The 20584-nt window shown below is 62.1% G+C and carries 21 protein-coding genes; 12 read left to right on the top strand and 9 right to left on the bottom strand.

What is annotated here, in order from left to right; genetic code table 11:
- Positions 1-66: 66 nt before the first annotated feature.
- Both AC56K1_RS17715 and AC56K1_RS17710 read right to left on the bottom strand, forming a co-directional pair.
- The gene (locus tag AC56K1_RS17715) at positions 67-1386 is read right to left on the bottom strand and encodes a tyrosinase family protein (RefSeq protein ID WP_497159113.1); all 1320 of its coding nucleotides are present in this window, start codon (positions 1384-1386) and stop codon (positions 67-69) included.
- Between the two features lie 610 nt (positions 1387-1996).
- Positions 1997-3112 (bottom strand): succinylglutamate desuccinylase/aspartoacylase family protein, encoded by a 1116-nt coding sequence (locus AC56K1_RS17710; protein ID WP_497159112.1) that lies wholly within the window; start codon positions 3110-3112, stop codon positions 1997-1999.
- A gap of 188 nt (positions 3113-3300) precedes the next feature.
- Between AC56K1_RS17710 and trmB the strand changes: the two genes are divergently transcribed.
- Positions 3301-3981, top strand: coding sequence for a tRNA (guanosine(46)-N7)-methyltransferase TrmB (trmB, locus tag AC56K1_RS17705; protein WP_497159179.1), 681 nt, complete (start codon positions 3301-3303; stop codon positions 3979-3981).
- 54 nt (positions 3982-4035) lie between these two features.
- Here trmB and AC56K1_RS17700 read toward each other — a convergent pair whose 3' ends face one another.
- Genes AC56K1_RS17700 through AC56K1_RS17690 form a run of 3 tightly spaced genes read right to left on the bottom strand, consistent with a single transcriptional unit; the run spans position 4036 to position 8063 of the window.
- Positions 4036-5337, bottom strand: a complete 1302-nt coding sequence (locus tag AC56K1_RS17700) for a sugar MFS transporter (protein WP_497159111.1) — start codon at positions 5335-5337, stop codon at positions 4036-4038.
- 38 nt (positions 5338-5375) lie between these two features.
- Positions 5376-7199 (bottom strand): DNA helicase RecQ, encoded by a 1824-nt coding sequence (gene recQ / locus AC56K1_RS17695; RefSeq protein ID WP_497159110.1) that lies wholly within the window; start codon positions 7197-7199, stop codon positions 5376-5378.
- A gap of 30 nt (positions 7200-7229) precedes the next feature.
- On the bottom strand, positions 7230-8063 hold the full coding sequence (locus AC56K1_RS17690; RefSeq protein WP_497159109.1) for an undecaprenyl-diphosphate phosphatase: 834 nt from the start codon (positions 8061-8063) through the stop codon (positions 7230-7232).
- 260 nt (positions 8064-8323) lie between these two features.
- Between AC56K1_RS17690 and AC56K1_RS17685 the strand changes: the two genes are divergently transcribed.
- Both AC56K1_RS17685 and AC56K1_RS17680 read left to right on the top strand, forming a co-directional pair.
- On the top strand, positions 8324-8734 hold the full coding sequence (locus tag AC56K1_RS17685) for a hypothetical protein (protein WP_497159108.1): 411 nt from the start codon (positions 8324-8326) through the stop codon (positions 8732-8734).
- A gap of 82 nt (positions 8735-8816) precedes the next feature.
- Positions 8817-9014, top strand: coding sequence for a hypothetical protein (locus tag AC56K1_RS17680; protein ID WP_497159107.1), 198 nt, complete (start codon positions 8817-8819; stop codon positions 9012-9014).
- A gap of 131 nt (positions 9015-9145) precedes the next feature.
- Here the strand turns inward: AC56K1_RS17680 and AC56K1_RS17675 are convergent, their stop codons facing one another.
- Positions 9146-9469: a YkgJ family cysteine cluster protein gene (locus tag AC56K1_RS17675; RefSeq protein WP_497159106.1), complete on the bottom strand. Its 324-nt coding sequence runs from the start codon at positions 9467-9469 to the stop codon at positions 9146-9148.
- A gap of 250 nt (positions 9470-9719) precedes the next feature.
- On the opposite strand from AC56K1_RS17675, the gene AC56K1_RS17670 reads away from it, so the two are divergent.
- From AC56K1_RS17670 to glf, 5 genes are all read left to right on the top strand, one after another.
- The gene (locus AC56K1_RS17670; protein WP_497159105.1) at positions 9720-10373 is read left to right on the top strand and encodes a TetR/AcrR family transcriptional regulator; all 654 of its coding nucleotides are present in this window, start codon (positions 9720-9722) and stop codon (positions 10371-10373) included.
- Between the two features lie 164 nt (positions 10374-10537).
- Positions 10538-11191, top strand: a complete 654-nt coding sequence (locus AC56K1_RS17665; RefSeq protein WP_497159104.1) for a protein-L-isoaspartate O-methyltransferase family protein — start codon at positions 10538-10540, stop codon at positions 11189-11191.
- Positions 11192-11198: 7 nt separating this feature from the next.
- Positions 11199-11531: a rhodanese-like domain-containing protein gene (locus AC56K1_RS17660; RefSeq protein WP_497159103.1), complete on the top strand. Its 333-nt coding sequence runs from the start codon at positions 11199-11201 to the stop codon at positions 11529-11531.
- A gap of 39 nt (positions 11532-11570) precedes the next feature.
- On the top strand, positions 11571-12932 hold the full coding sequence (locus AC56K1_RS17655; protein ID WP_497159102.1) for a TolC family outer membrane protein: 1362 nt from the start codon (positions 11571-11573) through the stop codon (positions 12930-12932).
- Between the two features lie 255 nt (positions 12933-13187).
- Complete coding sequence (glf, locus tag AC56K1_RS17650; protein ID WP_497159101.1) at positions 13188-14342, top strand: UDP-galactopyranose mutase; 1155 nt, start codon at positions 13188-13190, stop codon at positions 14340-14342.
- 195 nt (positions 14343-14537) lie between these two features.
- On the opposite strand, the gene gloA is transcribed toward glf, so the two are convergent.
- Positions 14538-14951 (bottom strand): lactoylglutathione lyase, encoded by a 414-nt coding sequence (gene gloA / locus AC56K1_RS17645; RefSeq protein WP_497159100.1) that lies wholly within the window; start codon positions 14949-14951, stop codon positions 14538-14540.
- Positions 14952-15248: 297 nt separating this feature from the next.
- Here gloA and AC56K1_RS17640 point away from each other — a divergent pair, with 297 nt between their 5' ends.
- The gene (locus AC56K1_RS17640) at positions 15249-15881 is read left to right on the top strand and encodes a hypothetical protein (RefSeq protein WP_497159099.1); all 633 of its coding nucleotides are present in this window, start codon (positions 15249-15251) and stop codon (positions 15879-15881) included.
- Here AC56K1_RS17640 and AC56K1_RS17635 read toward each other — a convergent pair.
- Positions 15878-16312, bottom strand: a complete 435-nt coding sequence (locus AC56K1_RS17635) for an OsmC family protein (RefSeq protein ID WP_497159098.1) — start codon at positions 16310-16312, stop codon at positions 15878-15880. The two genes, AC56K1_RS17640 and AC56K1_RS17635, sit on opposite strands and share 4 nt — an antisense overlap.
- A 10-nt stretch (positions 16313-16322) precedes the next feature.
- Positions 16323-16643: a hypothetical protein gene (locus tag AC56K1_RS17630; protein ID WP_497159097.1), complete on the bottom strand. Its 321-nt coding sequence runs from the start codon at positions 16641-16643 to the stop codon at positions 16323-16325.
- Positions 16644-16806: 163 nt separating this feature from the next.
- Between AC56K1_RS17630 and AC56K1_RS17625 the strand changes: the two genes are divergently transcribed.
- The 3 genes from AC56K1_RS17625 (at position 16807) to recN (ending at position 20476) form a co-directional block, all read left to right on the top strand.
- The gene (locus tag AC56K1_RS17625; protein WP_497159096.1) at positions 16807-17700 is read left to right on the top strand and encodes a DUF3667 domain-containing protein; all 894 of its coding nucleotides are present in this window, start codon (positions 16807-16809) and stop codon (positions 17698-17700) included.
- 153 nt (positions 17701-17853) lie between these two features.
- Complete coding sequence (locus tag AC56K1_RS17620; protein WP_497159095.1) at positions 17854-18756, top strand: NAD kinase; 903 nt, start codon at positions 17854-17856, stop codon at positions 18754-18756.
- A gap of 55 nt (positions 18757-18811) precedes the next feature.
- Entirely contained in the window at positions 18812-20476 is a 1665-nt protein-coding gene (recN, locus tag AC56K1_RS17615) for a DNA repair protein RecN (protein WP_497159094.1), read from the top strand.
- Positions 20477-20584: the final 108 nt, after the last annotated feature.

Raw genomic sequence — 20584 nt, 5'->3', positions numbered from 1 at the left:
GTTGCATCAAGATCCCTGACTGCCTGGCCAGGGATCAGTGAGTTTAAACGCTTTCCGTCGCTTAAACTATTCTTCGGTGGACAATTCCAGCCGCGCTTCGCCCACATTGATCGTCTTGCCGACAGGGCTATTGTCTCCGTCCACACGTACAAACGAGATGGAGACTATGCCAACCTGCAGCGACGGCGATGTTGGCAGGACGTCGCGTAGAGAATAGCGTAGTTTAATCCGACCATGCCCGTGGTGTGCAGCGCCGCGAATCTGGAAGGCGCCAAGTGTGCCTAACAGTAGTGACTCAGGTTTATTTTGACCGGATACAACAGATGGTACATTCAGATAGATCTGATAGAAGTAGCCGCCGTTTTTTCCGTTTTCAGCAAGCTCGACCTGATCGAGTACAAGATGCGCAGCCCGGTACTTTACGGTACTGCCGCGTAACGATACCGCATTACCCCGTGCAATTCCCTGCAAAGCAGTCCAATGCTCTCCGTCCACCGGAAGTTGGGCGCTGATCGACCTCTTTTCCAAACCAATATTCAGTGCCCCGCCGAGCGAAAAATTCGCGGGCCCGATCAGCCGTGGACTGCTGATTCTGAACGATCCGGTAGCAGGCATGGACCGCATCAGATTGCCGGGCGTTGCCTGTACTTTGGCGAATCTTGCGCCAGGAACGGCTGCAACTGGCAGGGTGTTAGGCATTACTTCGTTTTGATAGTAATAATGCAGGCCAATTCGTGTTTCATAGGTTGTCCTTCGTGGGAGGGTCAGCGCGGTAGCGTAAGTGTGACTGCCCGACCAGTATGAATGCGTCTGCGCAGGCATTCTTCGTTTACCACCTGCGGCTACCCATGCAACCCATAGTCGATCAATGTTTGCATGGTGGAGCCAAAAGATAGGATCTATCGGAGAATTCATTGTAGACATAACATTTCCGATGATATCGTGAACCGGATTATGTGGAGCGTTCTCGATGCTTGGCTCAAAGGCATTACTCGTCCAACGTTGGAAATTCGTTACGGAAGATGCAAACGGAGCCAGCGTCAGCGCTTGGCGCACGTTTGTATTCAAACGCTCAACGTACAAGGGATTTGTGGTGCTTGAGTCGGTAAACTCTGCAGGTATTGTAGCATTGGAATAATAATTCCAATAAGGAAGGACGAGGCTGGGGTCTCGGGACACAATCCGAAGTTGCCGTTCGAAATAGTACAGATATCCACGGTGCCAAGCCAAAAAATATGCTACCCCATGCGGACAGTATTTGATATGGACATTGGTCCAGTACGCCCAGCTATTCGGGTCAGCAGCGTTCGTATTCGCCTTCATCAAGCGGATCGCGTTTAAAAGGGAATCATATTGGGAAGTTGTCTTGAAGTCCTGCCACTCCATGCGTCTATAAAGAGCGTCTTGCGCTAGAAGGGATGTGGGAAACGCCGGAATCGTGAGTGCGAGGGCTGAATTCCGAAGGAAATATCTTCTGCCAATGCAATGTTGCCACATGGTGCTCTCCTGGCCATTTGAGGATTGAAAATGGCAAGCTGCAAGCCATTCCAGGAAATCTGTTGAGCTTGCCATTGGAAACACAAGTCACTGACTTGATATTTGTCAAGAATAAGCTTCCCGTGATAAACACCTTTGATAAATATCATAGGCTATGCAATCTCGGGGTGTGATGCTGAATGGATCAGTTATCATCATTGATGAAGTGGGATTGGTTACGTCTCGTTTTCCAGGCGTGACTGATATGTTGGTGCCGGTATATTTCCCGACCGCCGGCTCCGGTAGAGCATCAATATGCTGTTTGTCAAAGAAAGTGGACAATAGAAACTGCCCGTCTCCAAGCCCACAAAGATATCTTTGCGGGCTCAGCTAACTTCACTTTGCGCAGGCGCAAACTACTATCGCCTGGCCGGCTATATTTTTCACATTCTATTGTTGAGCGCTTGTGTCTATCGGCCTGTAATGAGCAGATCCGCTCTTAACGTTCGGCAATAAATCGCTAGTTCGACAATAAGCTTCCCGAGCGGAAGGATTTCTCGCCGGCGATCTTACAGATGTGCATTCCGCGCAGCAGGTGGCGGTGCGCGGTGCTGGCGAACAGCAGGCCGGCATGGCTGGCCGCTACCGTCGTCACCTTGCCGCTGACCGGATTGACGACGTCGGCGATCGGCTCGTTGGCCTCGACCCGGTCGCCCAGCTTCTTGTGGAAGACCAGCACGCCGGCATGCGGCGCGTGCAGAGGCTCGACGGCATCAAGCGGAGTGGGTCCGCAGAGGGCGTCGGGCAGAGGGCGCAGGGGCATGTCGATCACACCTTCCAGCGCCAGGTACTGCAGGATGGCGGCGGCATCCTGGCCGGCATACTCGTAGCTGACGTCGTTCTCGCCGCGCAGCTCGACCGTGACGGCCACGCAGGACGGCGGAATGGCCGCCTCGGTGAAATGGTCGGCCAGGTCCCACCAGAGGCGGCTGCAGGCTTCATCAAAAGCTTCGCCGCCCGAGGCCTTGGCCACCAGCAGCACGCGCGCCTCCATCAGCGTGGCCAGCGGCAGCACCGCGTCCACCAGCGGCGTGCCGGCGTACATGTGCAGCACCGCTTCGTTATCGCAGTGCAGGTCGAGCACGATGTCGGCGTCGATCGCCATCGACAGCAGGGTTTTCTTGAGCGTGCCGGCGTTGTCGGTCGGCTCCCAGGCGTCCACGCCGCGCTTGGCTTCGGCGCGGATCAGCGCCACGTTGGCTGCGGCGTCCTGCCCCAGCCGGCCCGCGAGCGAGGTCTTGAGGCCATCGGCGGCGTGATGGTAGGCGCGGTTGAAATTGGTGCCGGTCGAGAGGTCGTAGCGGCCGAACGGCGCGCCGTGCAGCACCTGCGACAGCCCGAGCGGATTGGCCGCCGGGACCAGGATGACTTCCCCCTTGATTCGGCCTTCGGCATCGAGCCGCTCCAGGTGCTGGCGCAGCAGGTGGGCGACCAGCATGGCCGGCACTTCGTCGGCATGGATCGCCGCCTGAATGTACACCTTCTTGCCGGCGCCGGCCTGGCCGTAATGATGAGAAGTCAGGTGCAGGGTCGCGACATTGTCATCGAGGGCGATCGGGTGTTTCGTCGAATGCATGGCAGGGACTCCGGCGGTGCGGCAAGGGATAAACCACGATTATGCAGGATAGCGCCCCCGAGCATCCGCACGCTGCGGGGCGCTGGCTCGGGAAGGCGGCTAGGCTATAATGGCAGCCGTTTTTCCTCACTTGTCCCCACATCGCTCCCATGTCCTCTGATACGCCCACCAACGGCCCGGCGCGGCCCATGCTTTACGACCCGACCGAACACCGCATCCGCAGCTTCGTCACGCGTGCCGGACGGATGTCGACCGCGCAGGCGCGGGCGCTGAAAGAACTCGGTCCCAGATTCCTGATCGAGTACAAGAAGGATGCGCTCGACATGGAAGCGGCGTTCGGGCGCAAGGCGCCGGTGGTGCTGGAGATCGGCTTCGGCATGGGCGACACCACGGCGCACATCGCGCGTCTTATGCCGGAAAAGGATTTCATCGGCGTCGAGGTGCACACGCCGGGCGTGGGCAGCCTGCTCAAGCAGATCGGCGAGCAGGGCATCGAGAACCTGCGCCTGGTCCAGCACGACGTGGTCGAGGTGCTGGCCAACATGATCCCGGGCGGCTCGCTGCACGGCGTGCACGTGTTCTTCCCGGACCCGTGGCACAAGGCGCGCCACAACAAGCGCCGCCTGATCCAGCCGCCGTTCGTGAAGGTCTTGTGCGACAAGCTGGCGCCGGGCGGCTACCTGCATTGCGCGACCGACTGGGAAGACTACGCGGTGCAGATGCTGGAGGTGCTGGGTGCCGAGCCGGCGCTGCAGAATACGGCCGAAGGCTATGCGCCGCAGCCGGCCTACCGCCCGCTGACCAAGTTCGAGAACCGTGGGCTCAAGCTGGGGCACGGGGTGTGGGATTTGGTGTTCACCAAGAAGTAAAATGCGGCGCCTGGGCGCGCATAAAAAACGCGCGCCCAGGCGCGCGTTTTGCGTTTACGTCGCCGCGTGCGGCCGTCGGGCATACAGCCCAAAATACAAAATCACCACATAGCACAGCGCCGGCACGACCAGCGACATCTTCAGGCCCGCCGCATCGGCCGCAAAGCCCGTGATCAGCGGCACGATTGCACCGCCGACGATCGCCACGCAGATCACTCCCGAACCTTCCGCCGCGCGCGAGCCCAGGCCCTCGCAGGCCAGCGAGAAGATGGTCGGGAACATGATCGAGTTGAACAGGCCGATGGCCAGCAGCGACCAGCCCGACACCGTTCCGGTTGTATTCGCCGACACGAACAGCAGCACGAGCGTCATGCCGGCCGCGCAGGCCAGCACCTTCCCCGGCGAGAACATGCGCAGCAACGCGGCGCCAATGAAGCGGCCGACCATCGCGCCGCCCCAGTACAGCGGCACGTGCTTGCCGGCCGCCTCGGCGCCCAGGCCCAGCACGTCGGCTTCCATCAGGTAGTTGACGATGATCGAGCCGATCGCCACTTCCGCGCCCACGTACAGGAAGATGCACAGCGCGCCGCGCGCGAAGCGGGGTTGCCTGAGCAGGCCGAAGGCGCCCAGGACGTTTTCCGACGGCGCCGGCGTCTCGGTCAGCTTGCTGCGGTTCAGCCACACGGCCCCGGCCAGCACCACCAGCGCGATCGCCAGCCCGATGTAGGTGTGCACCACGACGCGGGTTTCTTTCTCGCGGAAGGCGTCGAGCGCTGCGCCGCTGAGCGTCGTCGGATCGACCGTCGCCAGCGAACCCAGGATCAGGATCGCGCCGACATACGGGAACACCGTGGTGCCCAACGAATTGAAGGCCTGAGCGAAGGTGAGGCGGCTGTGGGCCGTCTGCGGCTTGCCGAGCATCGAAATCAGGGGATTGGCCACCACCTGGACGATGGTGATGCCGGCTGCCAGCACGAACAGCGCCAGCAGGAAGGTGGCGAACACGCCGGAAGACGAAGCCGGGATGAACAGCAGGCAGCCGACCGCCATCGTGACCAGGCCGGTGACGGCGGTGCGCATGTAGCCGATGCGCTGCACGATGGCCGCCGCCGGGATCGACACCACGAAGTAGGCTGCGAAGAAGGCCGACTGCACCAGCATCGCCTGCGCATAGCTGAGGGTGAACAGGTCCTTCAGCTTGGGAATGATGACGTCGTTCAGGCTGGTGATGCCGCCGAAGACGAAGAACAGCGCGAAGACAAAGGTCTGCAGGCTGGCGGCGTTGTCGGGGATCTGTGCGGGAGCGCCGTCCTTGGCGGGTGAGGCGGTTGTGCTGGTGGGAGTCGGGATGGCCATGTAGGTGTCGTTGGGTTGAACGGATTCAACCCATGACACTACATCATCTCATTGATGATTGCGACGATTTCATCGCCATACGACACCAGCTTCTTCTCGCCGACGCCCGAGACGCCGCGCAGCGCATCGAGCGAGGTCGGCTTGCCCTTGGCGATCTCGCGCAGGGTCGCGTCCTGGAACACGACATAGGCCGGCACGCCGTGCTCGCGCGCGGTGCCCATGCGCCAGGAGCGCAGGCGCTCGAAGATGGCCTGCTCGGAGCGCGACAGTTCGATTTCCTCGTAGCTGCCGGCGGCGCGCGAGGACGGGCGCTTGGCCTTGACCGGTTTCTGGTACTGGCGCAGCTGCACCTTCTGCTCGCCCTTGAGCACCGGGCGCGCCGCGTCGGTCAGCTTGAGCGAACTGAAAGCGTCGTGGTCGACCGTGACGAAGCCCAGCGCAATGGCCTGGCGCGCAATAGCGCGCCACTCCTGCTCGGAGCGGTCGGCGCCGACGCCGAACACGGTGAGCTTGTCGTGGTGCCACTGACTGATGCGTTCGGTCTGGGCGCCGCGCAGCACGTCGATCACGTGGCCGGCGGCGAAGCGCTGGTCGACCCGGTAGACGGTGGAGAGCAGCTTTTGCATCGGCACCGTGCCGTCGACCTGCACCGGCGGGATCAGGCAGGTGTCGCAGTTGCCGCAGGGGCCGGAGCGCTCGCCGAAATAGTCGAGCAGGCGCATGCGCCGGCAGGACAGGGTTTCGCACAGGCCAAGCATGGCATCGAGCTTCATCGACAGCACGCGCTTGAAGGTCTCGTCGGCGTCGGATTCGTCGATCATCCGGCGCTGCAGCACCACGTCTTGCAGGCCATAGGCCATCCAGGCGCTGGCGGGGGCGCCGTCGCGGCCGGCGCGGCCGGTCTCCTGGTAATAGCCTTCCAGGCTTTTCGGCAGGTCGAGGTGGCAGACATAGCGCACGTCCGGCTTGTCGATGCCCATGCCGAAGGCGATGGTGGCCACCATCGTGATGTTGTCTTCGCGCAGGAAGCGCGACTGGTTCGCGGCGCGCACGCTGTATTCCATACCGGCGTGGTAGGGAAGGGCGCGGATGCCGTTCTGGTTCAGGAAGTCGGCAGTTTCCTCGACTTTTTTGCGCGACAGGCAGTAGACGATGCCGGAATCCTGCGGGTGCTCGCTGGTGATGAAATCGAGCAGCTGCTTGCGGCCGGTGGTCTTCTCGACGATCGAGTAGCGGATGTTGGGGCGGTCGAAGGACGAGACGAACTTGCGCGCGTCGTCCAGCTGCAGGCGGTGCGCGATCTCGTCGCGGGTTTGCTGGTCGGCCGTGGCCGTGAGCGCGATGCGCGGGATGTTCGGGTAGCGCTCGTGCAGCACCGACAGGCGGATGTATTCGGGCCGGAAGTCGTGGCCCCATTGCGACACGCAGTGCGCCTCGTCGATGGCGAACAGCGAGATGGTCGACGCGTCGAACAGCTCCAGGCAGCGCTGGGTCAGCAGGCGCTCGGGCGCCACGTAGACCAGGTCGATCTCGTTTGCCCGCACCAGGCGTTCGATGCGCAGGGTTTCTTCGAAGGTTTGCGTCGAGTTCAAAAAGGCGGCGCGCACGCCGACTTCTTCCAGTGCATCGACCTGGTCTTGCATCAGTGCGATGAGCGGCGAGACGACCACGCCCACCCCGTCGCGCAGCAGCGCCGGGATCTGGTAGCACAGCGACTTGCCGCCGCCGGTGGGCATCAGGACAAGTGCGTCGCCGCCGCCGGCGACGTGCTCGACGATCTCCCCCTGCTGCCCGCGGAAGGCGGGATAACCGAAGACCGTCTCGAGGACGTGCAGCGCGCGCGCTTGAAGCTCGGAATTCATGCTCTTAGTTCACTTGCTGGTTCAGCCCGCTCATTCAGCCCACTGGACGAGGTTGAAATGCGCGGTCACGAGTACGAGGATACCGAATACGATACGGTACCAGGCGAAGATCGTGAAGTCGTGCGTGCTGATGTAGCGCAGGAGCCAGCGCACGCACAGGAAGGCCGAGACGAACGCAGCCAGGCCGCCCAGGCCGAACATCGGCAGGTCGGCCATCGACAGCAGGTGGCGCTCTTTCACCACCGAATACACGGTGGCCGCCAGCAGGGTCGGGATCGCCAGGAAGAAAGAAAATTCGGTGGCCGCCTTGCGCGACAGGCCGAACAGCATGCCGCCAATAATGGTCGCACCGGAACGGCTAGTGCCGGGGATCAGCGCGAAGGCCTGCGCCAGGCCGACTTTCAGTGCATCGTCGAAGCCCATGTCGTCCACGTTTTCGACGCGTGCCGCGCGGTCGCTGCCTGCATGGCGGCGTTCCACCCACAAGATGATCAGGCCGCCGACGATGAAGGCGGTCGCGACCGGCACCGGCGCGAACAGTTCCGCCTTGATCATCTTGTTGAACAGGAAGCCGAGCACGGCCGCCGGGATGAAGGCGATGATCAGGTTGGCGACAAATTTCTGCTGCTTCCGGTCCGAGCCGAGGCCGGAGAGGACGGTGGCGATGCGCTGGCGGTATTCCCAGATCACGGCCAGCATGGCGCCGGCCTGGATCGCGATCTCGAAGACCTTGACCTTTTCGCCGGTGAAATTGAGCAGGCTGCCCGCCAGAATCAGGTGGCCGGTGGACGAGATCGGCAGGAACTCGGTAAAGCCCTCGACCAGGCCCATGATGATCGCCTTGATGGCGAGAAGAATATCCATGAATGCGTAACAGTCAGTGTGGGTGAATGCGGTGGTATCGGGATGGACCGTGGGCGAACCGGCGGGGTCGAAGCTTACCATGTGCACGGGCAGCGCCGGGGTGTCCCGGCCTGCAGCTGTGCCCGGCGCAAGATTGTACCGCGCGCGCCTTGCCGCCGGGTTACAACTGACGCGGCGGCAACGAAATTGTTTCGTGCGCCGCCACGGAAAACGCGTGCTACACTCAAGCGCATGAGTATTTTTGATGTTCTCATCCCTGCATGAGTCTTCTCGTTGTCCTGATCCTTGCTGCCCTTGCCTGGGCCGCATTCCACGGTTGGCACAAACCCAACCACTTGCGCTACCGCCCCTACCAGGGCCGGGCCTGGCGCAGCACCTTCCCTGGCGCCTCGCGCAAAGATATTCGCGACTTCCTGTCGCTGTTCGTGTCCGCCTTTTCGTTCCGTGCGAGTGAGCAATCGCATTTCCGCCCGGATGACGAAGTGCTGGGCATTTATCGCGCGGTCAACCCGACCCGCTGGCTGCCGGACTCGACCGAAATCGAGACGCTGGCCAAGGCGCTGCGCGACAAATACGGCCTGATGCTCGACGATATCTGGCACGAAGGGCTGACCCTGGGCGGCTTGTTCCAGCGCGTGCAGCAGGCGAGCGGCAAGCTGGCGACGGCCTAAGCGCGCAGGTTTTCGGCAAGTTACCGCTGCTGGGTAACTGTTTGTTCTTGTGTTTACGCCAGCCCAGCACTATCTGCTGGGCATGCTGAAACAGAAACTGAACTGGAAACGGCCGCTGTTTTTTCTCCTGCTGCCGATCTTTCTCGTGATGGTCTTTCTTGGTTTTCCCCTGCCGGTTGCACCACCGCCTGCCATCAAGGCGGCGCAGGAGCAGACGGTCGTCGTGAAAAAGAAGAAGAAAAAGTTCAATCTGGTGAGGCAGGAAAGCGATGAGTCGTAGGGTAGGCGGCTGCACCCGGCCCCGGATGCATTGAAGCGCTCGGGCCGCCAACGCGGTCAAATCACAGTGCTGCAGCCCGTGCGACTTTCATAGCGCAACTATCACGGCGTGGGCGGCGCAAGAGCCGCCAATCAATCCCGGGGCCGGGTGGAGCCGCCCACACTACGAATCTCGGAAGGCGCAGTCGCCCTCTCCAGTTCATCGAGCCAGCGAATCGCATATTCCCGGCTATCCCCGCACATCTCCGCCGAAGGCTGCAAGCCACCACAAAACGCCGGCCGCTCCGGCTTGCCGAAGATGCGGCAGCGGTTGTCGTCAGCCAATTGAACGCAGCGCAGGCCGGCCGGCTTCCCCTTGGGCATGCCGGGGATCGGACTGGTGATCGAGGGCGCGGTGCAGCAGGCGCCGCAGTGGTCGCGGCATCGCACGGTAGCTGGAGAAAGAAGGGCGGTCATGGGAGGCAGGAGTATACCGCTCCTCGGGCCCAAAGAGGGCGCGTCGCCGCGTGTTTTGCTGCTAGCTTGTGGCTAACGCGCGTCGCATTGCGGGCCTCGCGGCGGTCGGTCCCGGACCGTCCCGAAATGCATTGTAAAGACACGTAAATACCTGTTTATATTGACAGTTTCGATATCGCAACGATTGCTTGACTGAGTGACAAGCCCCGTCTATATTCGATGGCTCTTCAGTTGGTTTCTAGGCAGTAGCATGGAATGCTCAATCGACAGCAAGCCGCGCTGGGAGCGCCGCAAGGATGCCCGTCCCCAGGAGCTCCTGGCTGCTGCCATTGACCTGTTCGTCGAGCGCGGTTTCGCCGCTACCCGGCTGGAAGACGTGGCCCGCCGTGCCGGTGTTTCCAAGGGTACGCTGTACCTGTACTACACCAACAAGGAAGAGCTGTTCAAGGCAGTCGTGCGCGAGAGCATCGTTCCCTTCCTGGGCGAGGCCGAAGTCTCGGTGGCCGAATTCGAGGGCCACAGCGCCGACCTGCTGCGCCATGTCATGCTGAGCTGGTGGGGGCGCATCGGCCAGAGCAAGGCTTCCGGCATCAGCAAGCTGATCCTGGCCGAGGCCGGCAATTTCCCCGAGCTGGCCAAGTTCTACCAGGAAGAAGTCACCCGGCGCGGCACCCGCATGATCTCGAGCATGCTCGAGCGTGGCGTCAGCCGCGGAGAGTTCCGCAACATTAATATCCCGCAGCTGACCCAGGTCCTGATTGCGCCGATGATGATGCTCAATACCTGGAAACATTGTGCTGTAGCGCCCTGCGACGCCCATGAGCTGCAGCCGCTGGCCTTCATCGACGCCTTCCTCGACATGGCCCTGCACGGCCTGCTTCCGCGCGCCTCGCAGCCGCAATAAAGCTTGCCATTTACGCCAAGCGGTCGTTTTTTTGGCGTTCAACCCCTCTAAACTGCAGACTGTCGCAATTTCCCCTGTCTTGGGGAGCCCATCGCTAAGATGTGCGTCCTGAGGCCGTTCAACGATAAAATATCGGATTATTTATTTTTCCACCGAGAACTCAGATGAATATCGAACAAGCCCGCTTCAACATGATCGAACAGCAGATCCGCCCCTGGAACGTGCTTGACCAGGACGTGCTCGACCTGCTGCACGTCGTCAAGCGCGAAGGGTTCGTGCCGGCTGCGTACCAGAACCTGGCGTTTGCCGACGTCGAAATCCCGCTGCCGGGCGGCGAGGCGATGTTCAACCCGAAGGTCGAAGCGCGTATTGCGCAGGAGATCGCGGTCAAGAAGCATGAGAACGTGCTCGAAATCGGCGCCGGCTCGGGCTATATGGCGGCACTGCTGGCGCACAAGGCGCGCCACGTGACCACCGTCGAGATCCTGCCGGAAACCAAGGCGCTGGCCGAGCAGAACCTGGCCCGTGCCGGCGTCACCAACGTCACCGTCGAACTGGGCGATGGTGCCCAGGGCTGGGCCAAGGGCGCGCCCTACGACGTGATCGTGGTGTCGGGCGGGCTGCCGGTGCTGCCGGAAGCGCTGCTGCAGCAGGTCAAAGTGGGTGGCCGCCTGGCGGTGATCCTGGGCGATGCGCCGGCGATGAGCTTCAACATCATCACCCGCGTATCGGAGACGGCGTATGACACGGTCAAGCTGTTCGAGACCAATGTCAAGACGCTGACGGGCGCGCAGACGCCGTCGCGCTTCCGGTTCTGAGGACGCGATGCAGCACCTGACCGCACCGGAATTGGCCGCAAGACTGGCTCAGGTTGACGCCGGGGCAGCCGAGCAGCCGCTGTTGCTGGACGTGCGCGAGAACTGGGAGTTCGCTACCTGCCATATCGCAGGCTCGACCCAGATCCCGATGCACCTGATCCCGATCCACGTGGGCGAACTGGACGACGATCGCGAGATCGTCTGCATTTGCCACCATGGGGCGCGCAGCATGCAGGTGGCGGCCTTCCTGGAACGTAACGGATTTACGAACGTAACGAATTTGACGGGCGGGGTACACGCCTGGGCCGTACAGGTCGATCCTTCGATGCCGAAGTACTGACCTGCATCCTAACTTTTGATGACTCCTGTGGAGAATGCAATGCAGAAACCCCTTATTGCCGTGCTGGTTGCCAGCGCCTTCCTTTCGCTGAGCGCAAGTGCGGCCGACCTGATCCAGGTGTACCAGCAGGCACTGGCCAACGACGCCACGTTTGCCAGCGCACGCGCGTCGGCGGCTGCCGGCCGGGAACGGGTCGCACAGGGGCGCGCAGGCCTGTTGCCGACGGTAGGCATCACCGGCAGCAGCATCAAGAACGACGCCGACAACACGCCATGGAACGAGGGGCAGTTCGTCAACAATCCGATCACCGGCGCGCCGACCCTGGTGGTCGCCAGCGGCTCGAACGTGCGCACCACCGAATACACGCTGGCGCTGACCCAGCCGCTGTTCCGCTGGGCCGCATGGCAGACCTACCAGCAGAGCAAGCTGCAGCAGGCCGTGGCCGAGGCGCAGTTTGCCCAGGCCCAGCAAGACCTGATCACCCGCGTGGCGCAGGCTTATTTCGACGTGCTGGCGGCCCAGGACAAGCTGGAATCGACCCGCGCCCAGAAGACCGCGGTGACCGAGCAGCTGGCATCGGCCAAGCGCAATTTCGAGGTCGGCACCCAGACCATCACCGACACCCACGAAGCGCAGGCAGCGTATGACCTGGTGATCGCCCAGGAATTCGCGGCGGCTAACGACCTGGACAACAAGAACAATGCCCTGCAGGCGATCATCGGCACCTCGCCGGCGACGCTGGCGCCGCTCAAGGCCGGCATCACCCTGGCGCCGCCATCGCCGGCTTCGCCGGATCCATGGGTCAGCTCGGCCGAAACCCAGAACTATGGCGTGACCGTGTCGCAGCTGCAGGTGGAACTGGCGCGCCGCGAAATCTCGCGCAACCGCGCCGGCCACTACCCGACCCTCGACCTGGTGGCGGCATCGACCCGCCGCGACGTCGGCGGCCAGCTCAACGGCTCGGGTGTCGCCAAGAACAACGGCATCGGCGTGCAGTTCGCCGTCCCGATCTTCAGCGGCTTCGGCGTGACCAGCCGCGTGCGCGAATCGATCGCCCTGGAAGACAAGGCGCGCAACGACCTGGAAGCGACCCGCCGCCAGGCCGCCCTGCAGGCGCGCCAGGCCTATCTCGGCGTGAACAGCGGCATGGCCCAGGTGAGGGCGCTGGAAGCAGCGGAAGTGTCGAGCCAGTCGGCACTGGAATCGAACAAGCTCGGTTACCAGGTCGGCGTGCGCATCAATATCGACGTGCTCAACGCGCAGCGCCAGCTGTACTCGACCCGCACCGACCTGTCGCGCGCCCGCTACGACACCATCCTCAACGGCCTGCGCCTGAAGGCTGCTTCGGGCTCGCTGCGCGAAGCGGACCTGGCGGCGGTGAACAACCTGCTCGCCAAATAAGTTCCTGCGCAGGCCAGTCCCGAGCCTGAAAATGTCAAAAGCCCGAGCCATAATGGTTCGGGCTTTTTGCATTTGGGAACGATTTAAGTCCTTGATTTTAAGACTGAATAGTTGGCGCACGACAAGTAATGTAAGCGTGGGTTTTTTCATAAAGCTGATAAACTGACAACGTTAAGCACTCCCCCCGTGGCACGCCGGCAGAGGCCGCTTGTCACCAGTGCGCGGAGTCAAGAATCCACTTCCTAAGGAAAAAACATGCAAAAGAATATCGCGATTGTCGGCGCCGGTTTTTCCGGAGCTGTCATTGCCCGCGAGCTGGCGCAGGCTGGCTACAAGGTCGAGATTTTCGAATCGCGTCCCCATATTGCCGGTAACTGCCACTCCGAACGCGACGCCGAGACCGGCGTCATGGTGCACATCTACGGTCCGCATATCTTCCACACCGATATCGAGCGTGTCTGGGAATACGTGAACCGCTACAGCCGCTTCATGCCTTACGTGAACCGGGTCAAGGCGATCACCAACAACAGCGTCTACACGCTGCCGATCAATCTGCTCACGATTAACCAGTTTTTCGGCAAGACCTTCCGCCCGGCAGAAGCCCAGGCGTTCCTGGCCACGCTCGGCGACAAGACGATCGAGAACCCGGTGACCTTCGAAGACCAGGCCCTGCGTTTCGTCGGCCGCGAGCTGTACGAAGCCTTCTTCAAGACCTATACCGTCAAGCAGTGGGGCATGCAGCCGTCCGAACTGCCGGCCAGCATCCTCAAGCGCCTGCCGGTGCGCTTCAACTACGACGATAACTACTTCAACCACAAATACCAGGGCATGCCGGAAGACGGCTACACCTCGCTGGTCGAGAAGATCCTCGACGTCCCGGGCGTGACCGTGCACCTGAACACCCGCTTCGACCCGGCCCAGAAAGACGAGTACGCGCACGTGTTCTACAGCGGTCCGATCGACGCCTGGTTCAACCACGCCGAAGGCCGCCTGCCATACCGCACGCTCGACTTCGAAGTCTTCCGCGATACCGGCGACTACCAGGGCAATGCGGTGATCAACTACTGCGACAATGCGCAGCCCTATACCCGCATCACCGAGCACAAGCACTTCTCGCCATGGGAACAGCACGAGAAGACGCTGCTGTACAAGGAATACAGCCGCCAGTGCGAAGAGAAGGATATCCCGTACTACCCGATCCGCCAGGCGCGCGACAAGGAGCAGCTCGAGCGTTACGTGAAGGTGGCGAAGGAAGAGCCGAACGTGACCTTCGTGGGGCGCCTTGGTACCTACCGTTACCTGGATATGGACGTGACCATCAACGAGGCGCTGTCCACCGCCGATAAATTCCTGGCGTGTGCCAAGGGGAATGAGCGGATGCCGGCGTTTGTGATTGATCCGCTGGCGTAAATCGCGGGCGTCGCGGGTTCGATTTTCGTAGGGCGGGCAGGTTTCCTGCCCGCGCGTTCAAACAACGTATGAATTGGCGCTCTGTCTGTTCATATTCGGTTTGAACGCGCGGACGGCGAAGCCGTCCACCCTACATTGAAACGGGCGGCATGGCTTGATAGCCATGCCGCCCGTTTTTGTATTGGCGCCGCCGTCTTAGCTGCTCAAGCCGCCACCCGCAGCATGGTCCTTGCGCTCGATCAGCTCGACCTTGTAGCCGTCCGGATCGGTGATGAAGGCGATCACGGTGGAGCCGCCCTTGACCGGCCCTGGCTCGCGGGTGATGTTGCCGCCAGCGGCGCGGACGCCATCGCAGGTGGCGTAGATGTCGTCGGCCGAGATGGCGATGTGGCCGTAGGCCGAGCCCATGTCGTAGCTGTCGACGCCGTAGTTATAGGTCAGTTCGAGTTCGGCGTGATCCGGGTTGCTGCCGTAGCCGAGGAAGGCCAGGGTGTACTTGTATTCGGGGTTGTCGCTGGTGCGCAGCAGTTTCATGCCGAGTACCTTGGTGTAGAAGTCGATCGAACGCTGCAGGTTGCCGACGCGGAGCATGGTGTGCAGGATGCGCATGGGCTTGTCCCTTTGATAAATCAGAAAGCAGTCATTTTAAGTGCTCTACAGGATTCTTGCCGACGCACGCACGCACGCACGCAAGCATGAGCCTGGGCATGGCAATTAACATGCCGGGAAGTTTTACATGCGCCAGTCGGTGCTGCGGTATGTCGCCTGCAAGTGGCTGATTTCATACGCTAACTCAAAATGGGTATGGTTCCTGCATTCGGTTAACGCGACTATCCTGGGAGCTGGGACAAGTCCTGGCACGGCAAGATTTTCCTATTATGGAGTGCAACCTTGTGGAGTAATGCGATGCACATTTTCCGTTCACTCATGCTGGTCTTGATCGGCTTGATGACTGTCGCGCTCGGCCAGGCGACCGCGCAGGCTGCAGTGATTGTTGCTCAACTGATCGACACCAATCCTGGAATACGTGGTCTCACCTACATCGACGGAATATTGACCCAGGATGAGTTGTTGGGTGACGAAGTGTATGACGGCAGGTTTACTGGTTTTGTCCTGCGGGATCCAGGCCTGCTGGTGGACGACATTGAACAAAGAATCAATATCTTCGATGGCGGCGGCAAGAACCTGATCGCTACGCTGGCATTTGGTGGAAATCTGGCTACCAACTTCGTCCATGCCTCGTATTTCTCGGATTCGGACAGTTACGTGCTAACGCCCGTGGTATTTCCTACCATGGCCCTGAGCGCGGACGGAAGTCTCCAGACTGTGCTGGAATTTACAACCGACATAGGCGATCAATACATTTTCCAGTACCAATATATTTCAGCCGCCATCCCGGAAGCTTCGACGATCCCGCTCTTTGCCATCGCAGCAGCTGCCTTGGGCTTCATGCACCGCCGACGTCTACTGCGGGTCAAAGCGTCAGGCCGCCATATGAATGCGGCCTGGGACGCCCGACAGGAAAATCTTCTGGACTAGGCTGTCTCGAGCCGGGAACTGAGTGTAATCGTTGCATTCAGCAGCTTCGACACCGGGCAGTTTTCCTTGGCGGTGGTGGCCGCCTTATCGAAAGCTTCCTGGCTGGCGCCGGGAATCTTCGCGACCAGGTCAAGGTGCACGGCGGTGATCGAGAAGCCGCCTTCGACCTTTTCCATCGATACTGTCGCGGTGGTACGCAGCTCGTCGGCGGTCAGGCCGGCCTGGCCCAGCTGGCCCGACAGCGCCATCGTGAAGCAGCCCGCGTGGGCGGCGCCGATCAGTTCTTCCGGATTGGTGCCGGGGCCGTCTTCGAAGCGGGTGTTGAAGCCGTATTGCGAATCCTTGAGCACGCCGCTGGCGGTCGAGACCGCGCCCTTGCCGTCCTTCAGGCCGCCGCTCCAGACGGCGCTGCCGTTGCGTTTGATGGTCATTGTTTGTTCCTTAGAGGTTGTTCTTGTCGGTGGGTGCGTCGTCGGCGTCGTGGCGGCGCATCGAGCGGTGGTTGTCGGGCAGGGGATTGGCTTCGCCGGTGGCGCCGGCCTTGGGGGTGACTGCCTGGTCCAGGCCCTGGCCGTTAGTGCCATAGCAGTCGGTGTTCTGCAGGCCTTGGGCCAGGTCTTCGGCGGCCTGCTTCATGACGCCGCGCGGCGCCTGGTCCTGCGCGTCCGGGGTCTCGTCGCGCTCGTGCGGCTGGCGCTTGACGCCGTCGTTTTCGATCGGTGCTTTCGTGTTGACGAAGCGGTCTTTGGTTTCGGTGACCATGTGCATCTCCTTGCATAGCAGTTGACTGAATCCTAACCGTGCGCCGCCGATGGAGTCGCGCAATTGGAAGTTGGCCTGGACCGGCTGGTGTGTAAATGCATGATGCTTTTTTGCAATTGTCCCGCTAACATGGCGACTCCGACGACCTTTCCGGATTGGCACCTTGACGACCGAAGCCCTCGACCACCACCAGCAGCACGCCGGCACTTGCAGGAATTGCGGCGCTTCTACCTGCGGCAACTTCTGCCAGGCCTGCGGCCAGGCCACCCACCTGCATGTGCCGAGCGCGCGCGAATTCCTGCATGAATTCCTGTCGCATTACGTGGCGCTCGAAGGCAAGCTGTGGCGCTCCTTGATGCTGCTGCTGTTCAAGCCTGGCTTCCTGACCCGCGAATACATCGAAGGCCGGCGCGTGCGCTATGTCGAGCCGCTGCGCCTGTACCTGAGCTTTTCCATCATCTTTTTCTTCCTGGTCAAGCTCAGTGGCGTGCAGATCATTGAGAACGAGACCGACGCGCCGGCCAATGCCCGGCCGGCGGTGAGCGCGCCAGCGCTTGACGCGCCGCGGCAGCCCGCAAGCTTTACCGAATTCGAACGCGATGTCGTGCGCGAGCTGGGGGCAATCAGCCCGCGGCTGGGCAAGGGCGCCAAGAATTTCCTCGGCCTGCCGGGCGAGCAAAAGAGTGCGGCAGCAAAAAGTGCTTTCTTCAGCTACGCCCCGTATGCGATCTTTCTGTTGATGCCGGTATTCGCGCTCTACCTGAAGCTGCTCTATCTCGGATCGGGCCGGCGCTACGGCGAGCACTTCCTGTTCGCCCTGCACAGCAATGCCTTCGCCTTCTTCATGCTGAGCCTGTTCATCCTGGCGAACGGCTGGGATTTCGTGCGCTTCCTGCTGCTGGCCTGGCTGGTCATCTACCTGCCCGCCGCCATGCGCCGGGTGTATGGGGGAGGGCGCCTGGTGACCGCGCTGCGCTGGATCACACTGGTGGCCCTGCATCTGCTGAGCTTGATCGCGGCGGTGGCTGTGGCCGTTGGCCTGGTCCTCGTCAATTAAATTCGCTGCCCCGCAACTGCCGACTTGCCGGTTGCGCGCCGTCCCCGCTATACTGTTTATTTGTACAGTCATTCCGGGCGCGCGTAGCCGAACCTTCTATCGCAGCCGCTAATCGGTTAATCTCACTAGTCCTGCCCCAACCGCCCGAGACCCATGCCCGTGACGTCCCAACCGCAACAAATCATCGCGCTCGTGGTGCGGCAAAACACTCCCGGCATCGAAGAGCCGGTGAGGCGCCTGACCGAATTCCTGGCCGCATCAAGCTACCGGGTCGTGTACGAAACCGACACCGCGGCGCACCTGGGAACGGACGGCATCGAGGCCATGAGCGTCGCCGAGATCGGCGAGCAGGCCAGCTACGCGGTGGTCATGGGCGGCGACGGCACCATGCTCGGCATCGCGCGCCAGCTCGCCAAGTACGACATTCCGCTCATCGGCATCAACTCCGGCCGCCTGGGCTTCATTACCGACATCCCGATCGACCGCATGGTCCCGGCGCTGGGTGAAATCCTGCAGGGCCAGGCCAAGACCGAGGAGCGTACGCTGCTGGAAGCGCGCGTGGTGCGCGACGGCCAGCAGATCTTCTGCGCAGTCGCGTTCAATGACGTCGTGGTGGCGCGTGGCGCCGGCGCCGGCATGGTCGAACTCAAGCTCACCGTGGATGGTGAATTCATGTACAACCAGCGCGCGGACGGCCTGATCGTCTCCACGCCCACCGGCTCGACCGCCTATGCGCTGTCGGCCGGCGGCCCGCTGCTGCATCCGCGCGTGCAGGGCATCGTGCTGGTGCCGATCGCGCCGCATGCGCTGTCGAACCGGCCCATCGTGGTGCCGGAGTCGAGCGAGATCGTGGTCGAACTGGTGGCCGGGCGCGACATCAGCGTGAACTTCGACATGCAAACCTTTACCAGCGCGCAGCTGGGCGACCACATCGTCATCTCGCGTTCGCCGCACACGATCACCTTCCTGCACCCGCGCGACTGGAGCTATTACCATACGCTGCGCGAAAAGCTGCATTGGAACGAATACCCGACCAACGAAGGCAAGCTCACGTAAGGCCTTCCGGCCGCGTCCAGCACCAAACAAGCCACGACAGGAGACCCGATTTTTCATGCTGCGCACACTTACCATCCGTGACTTCGTCATTGTCGACGCCATCGAGCTCGAATTCGCGAACGGTTTTTCCGTGTTCACCGGCGAGACCGGCGCCGGCAAGTCGATCCTGATCGACGCGCTGCAACTGGCGCTGGGCGGACGCGGCGATGCAAGCATGGTGCGCGAAGGCGCGGCCAAGGCCGACATCACGGCCGAGTTCGCGCTGACACCAGGCGCAAGCGAGTGGCTCGCGCAGCACGAATTCAGCATCGAAGAGGGCGGGGCGCTGCTGCGCCGCGTGATCGACAACGCCGGCCGCTCGAAGGCCTATATCAACGGCATCAGCGCCACCGCCGCGCAGCTGCGCGAGCTGGGCGACATGCTGGTCGACATCCACGGCCAGCATGCGCACCAGTCGCTGCTCAAATCCGACGCCCAGCGCGCCCTGCTCGACAACCAGATCGCAGTGCGCGACCCGTCTGCTGCTGCGGACATCGAGGCCGTGGCCGGCAGCTACAAGACCTGGCGCGCCCTGGTGCGCCAGCGCGAGGAGTTCGAGAACGACGCGCGCAATGTGCTGCTCGAGCGCGAGCGCCTGGAATGGCAGGTGGGCGAGCTCGATAAACTCGCCCCGAAGGCCGGCGAATGGACCGAGATCACCAATGAGCACAGTCGCCTGTCGCATGCCGCCAGCCTGCTGGAAGGCGCGCAGGAAGCACTGCTGGCCATTTCCGAAGCCGACCAGCCGATCCTGTCGCAGCTGTCCTCGCTCAACGCCAAGCTGGGCAAGCTGGTCGATGTCGACACAGGCCTGCAGCCGGTGCTCGACTGCATGGAGCCGGCTCGCATCCAGCTGCAAGAGGCTGTGTACGCGCTGAACAACTACATCGACAAGGTCGAACTCGACCCGGACCGCCTGCGCCAGGTCGACGCCCGCATGGAAGCCCTGCACGGCGCCGCACGCCGCTACCACGTCACGCCCGAAGAGCTGCACGAAGAACACGCCACCCTCGCCGAGCGCCTGCGCCAGCTGGCCGATGCCAGCGACATGGACGGCCTGCGCAAGCAGGAAGACAAGGCCAAGGCGGTCTACCTGACGGCGGCCGCGCGCCTGTCGAAGCGCCGTGCGCAGGCGGCCGTCGAACTGGGCAAGGGCGTGACCGCCGCAATGCAGGAACTGAGCATGACCGGCGGCAGCTTCGCCGTGGCCCTGAACGCCGGCGAGCCGGGCGTGCACGGGGTCGAGCAGGTCGAATTCCTGGTGGCGGGCCATGCGGGCGTGGCGGCGCGGCCGCTGGCCAAGGTAGCTTCCGGCGGCGAACTGGCGCGCATTTCGCTGGCGATCGCCGTGATCACGGCGCATGCCACGACCACGCCGACCCTGATCTTCGACGAAGTCGATACCGGCATCGGCGGCGGCGTCGCCGAGGTGGTGGGACGGCTGCTCAAGCGCCTGGGACAGCAGCGCCAGGTACTGTGCGTGACCCACTTGCCGCAGGTAGCCAGCCAGGCCAACCAGCACTTCCAGGTGGCCAAGGGCACGACCGGCGAGGGGCGCACCGTGTCGCGCATCGACGTGCTGGACAACCGCTCGCGCGTTGAAGAAGTGGCGCGCATGCTGGGCGGGATCGAGATTACGGAGACGACACGCAAGCATGCAAGGGAGCTGCTGGCATCGTGATGGGGGAGGATGTTGTGGCATGCCCGCGAGACGGGAAAACCACCGACTTGCATCTTTTCCTACGCCCTTAGCACGTCGTTCCGGCGAAGGCCGGAACCTCATGTTTGC

Source organism: Telluria sp. ZB4P37 (genome assembly GCF_059685855.1).
Note: the sequence above shows the minus strand (reverse complement) of the source record. Positions and strands in the feature narration are given on the sequence as shown.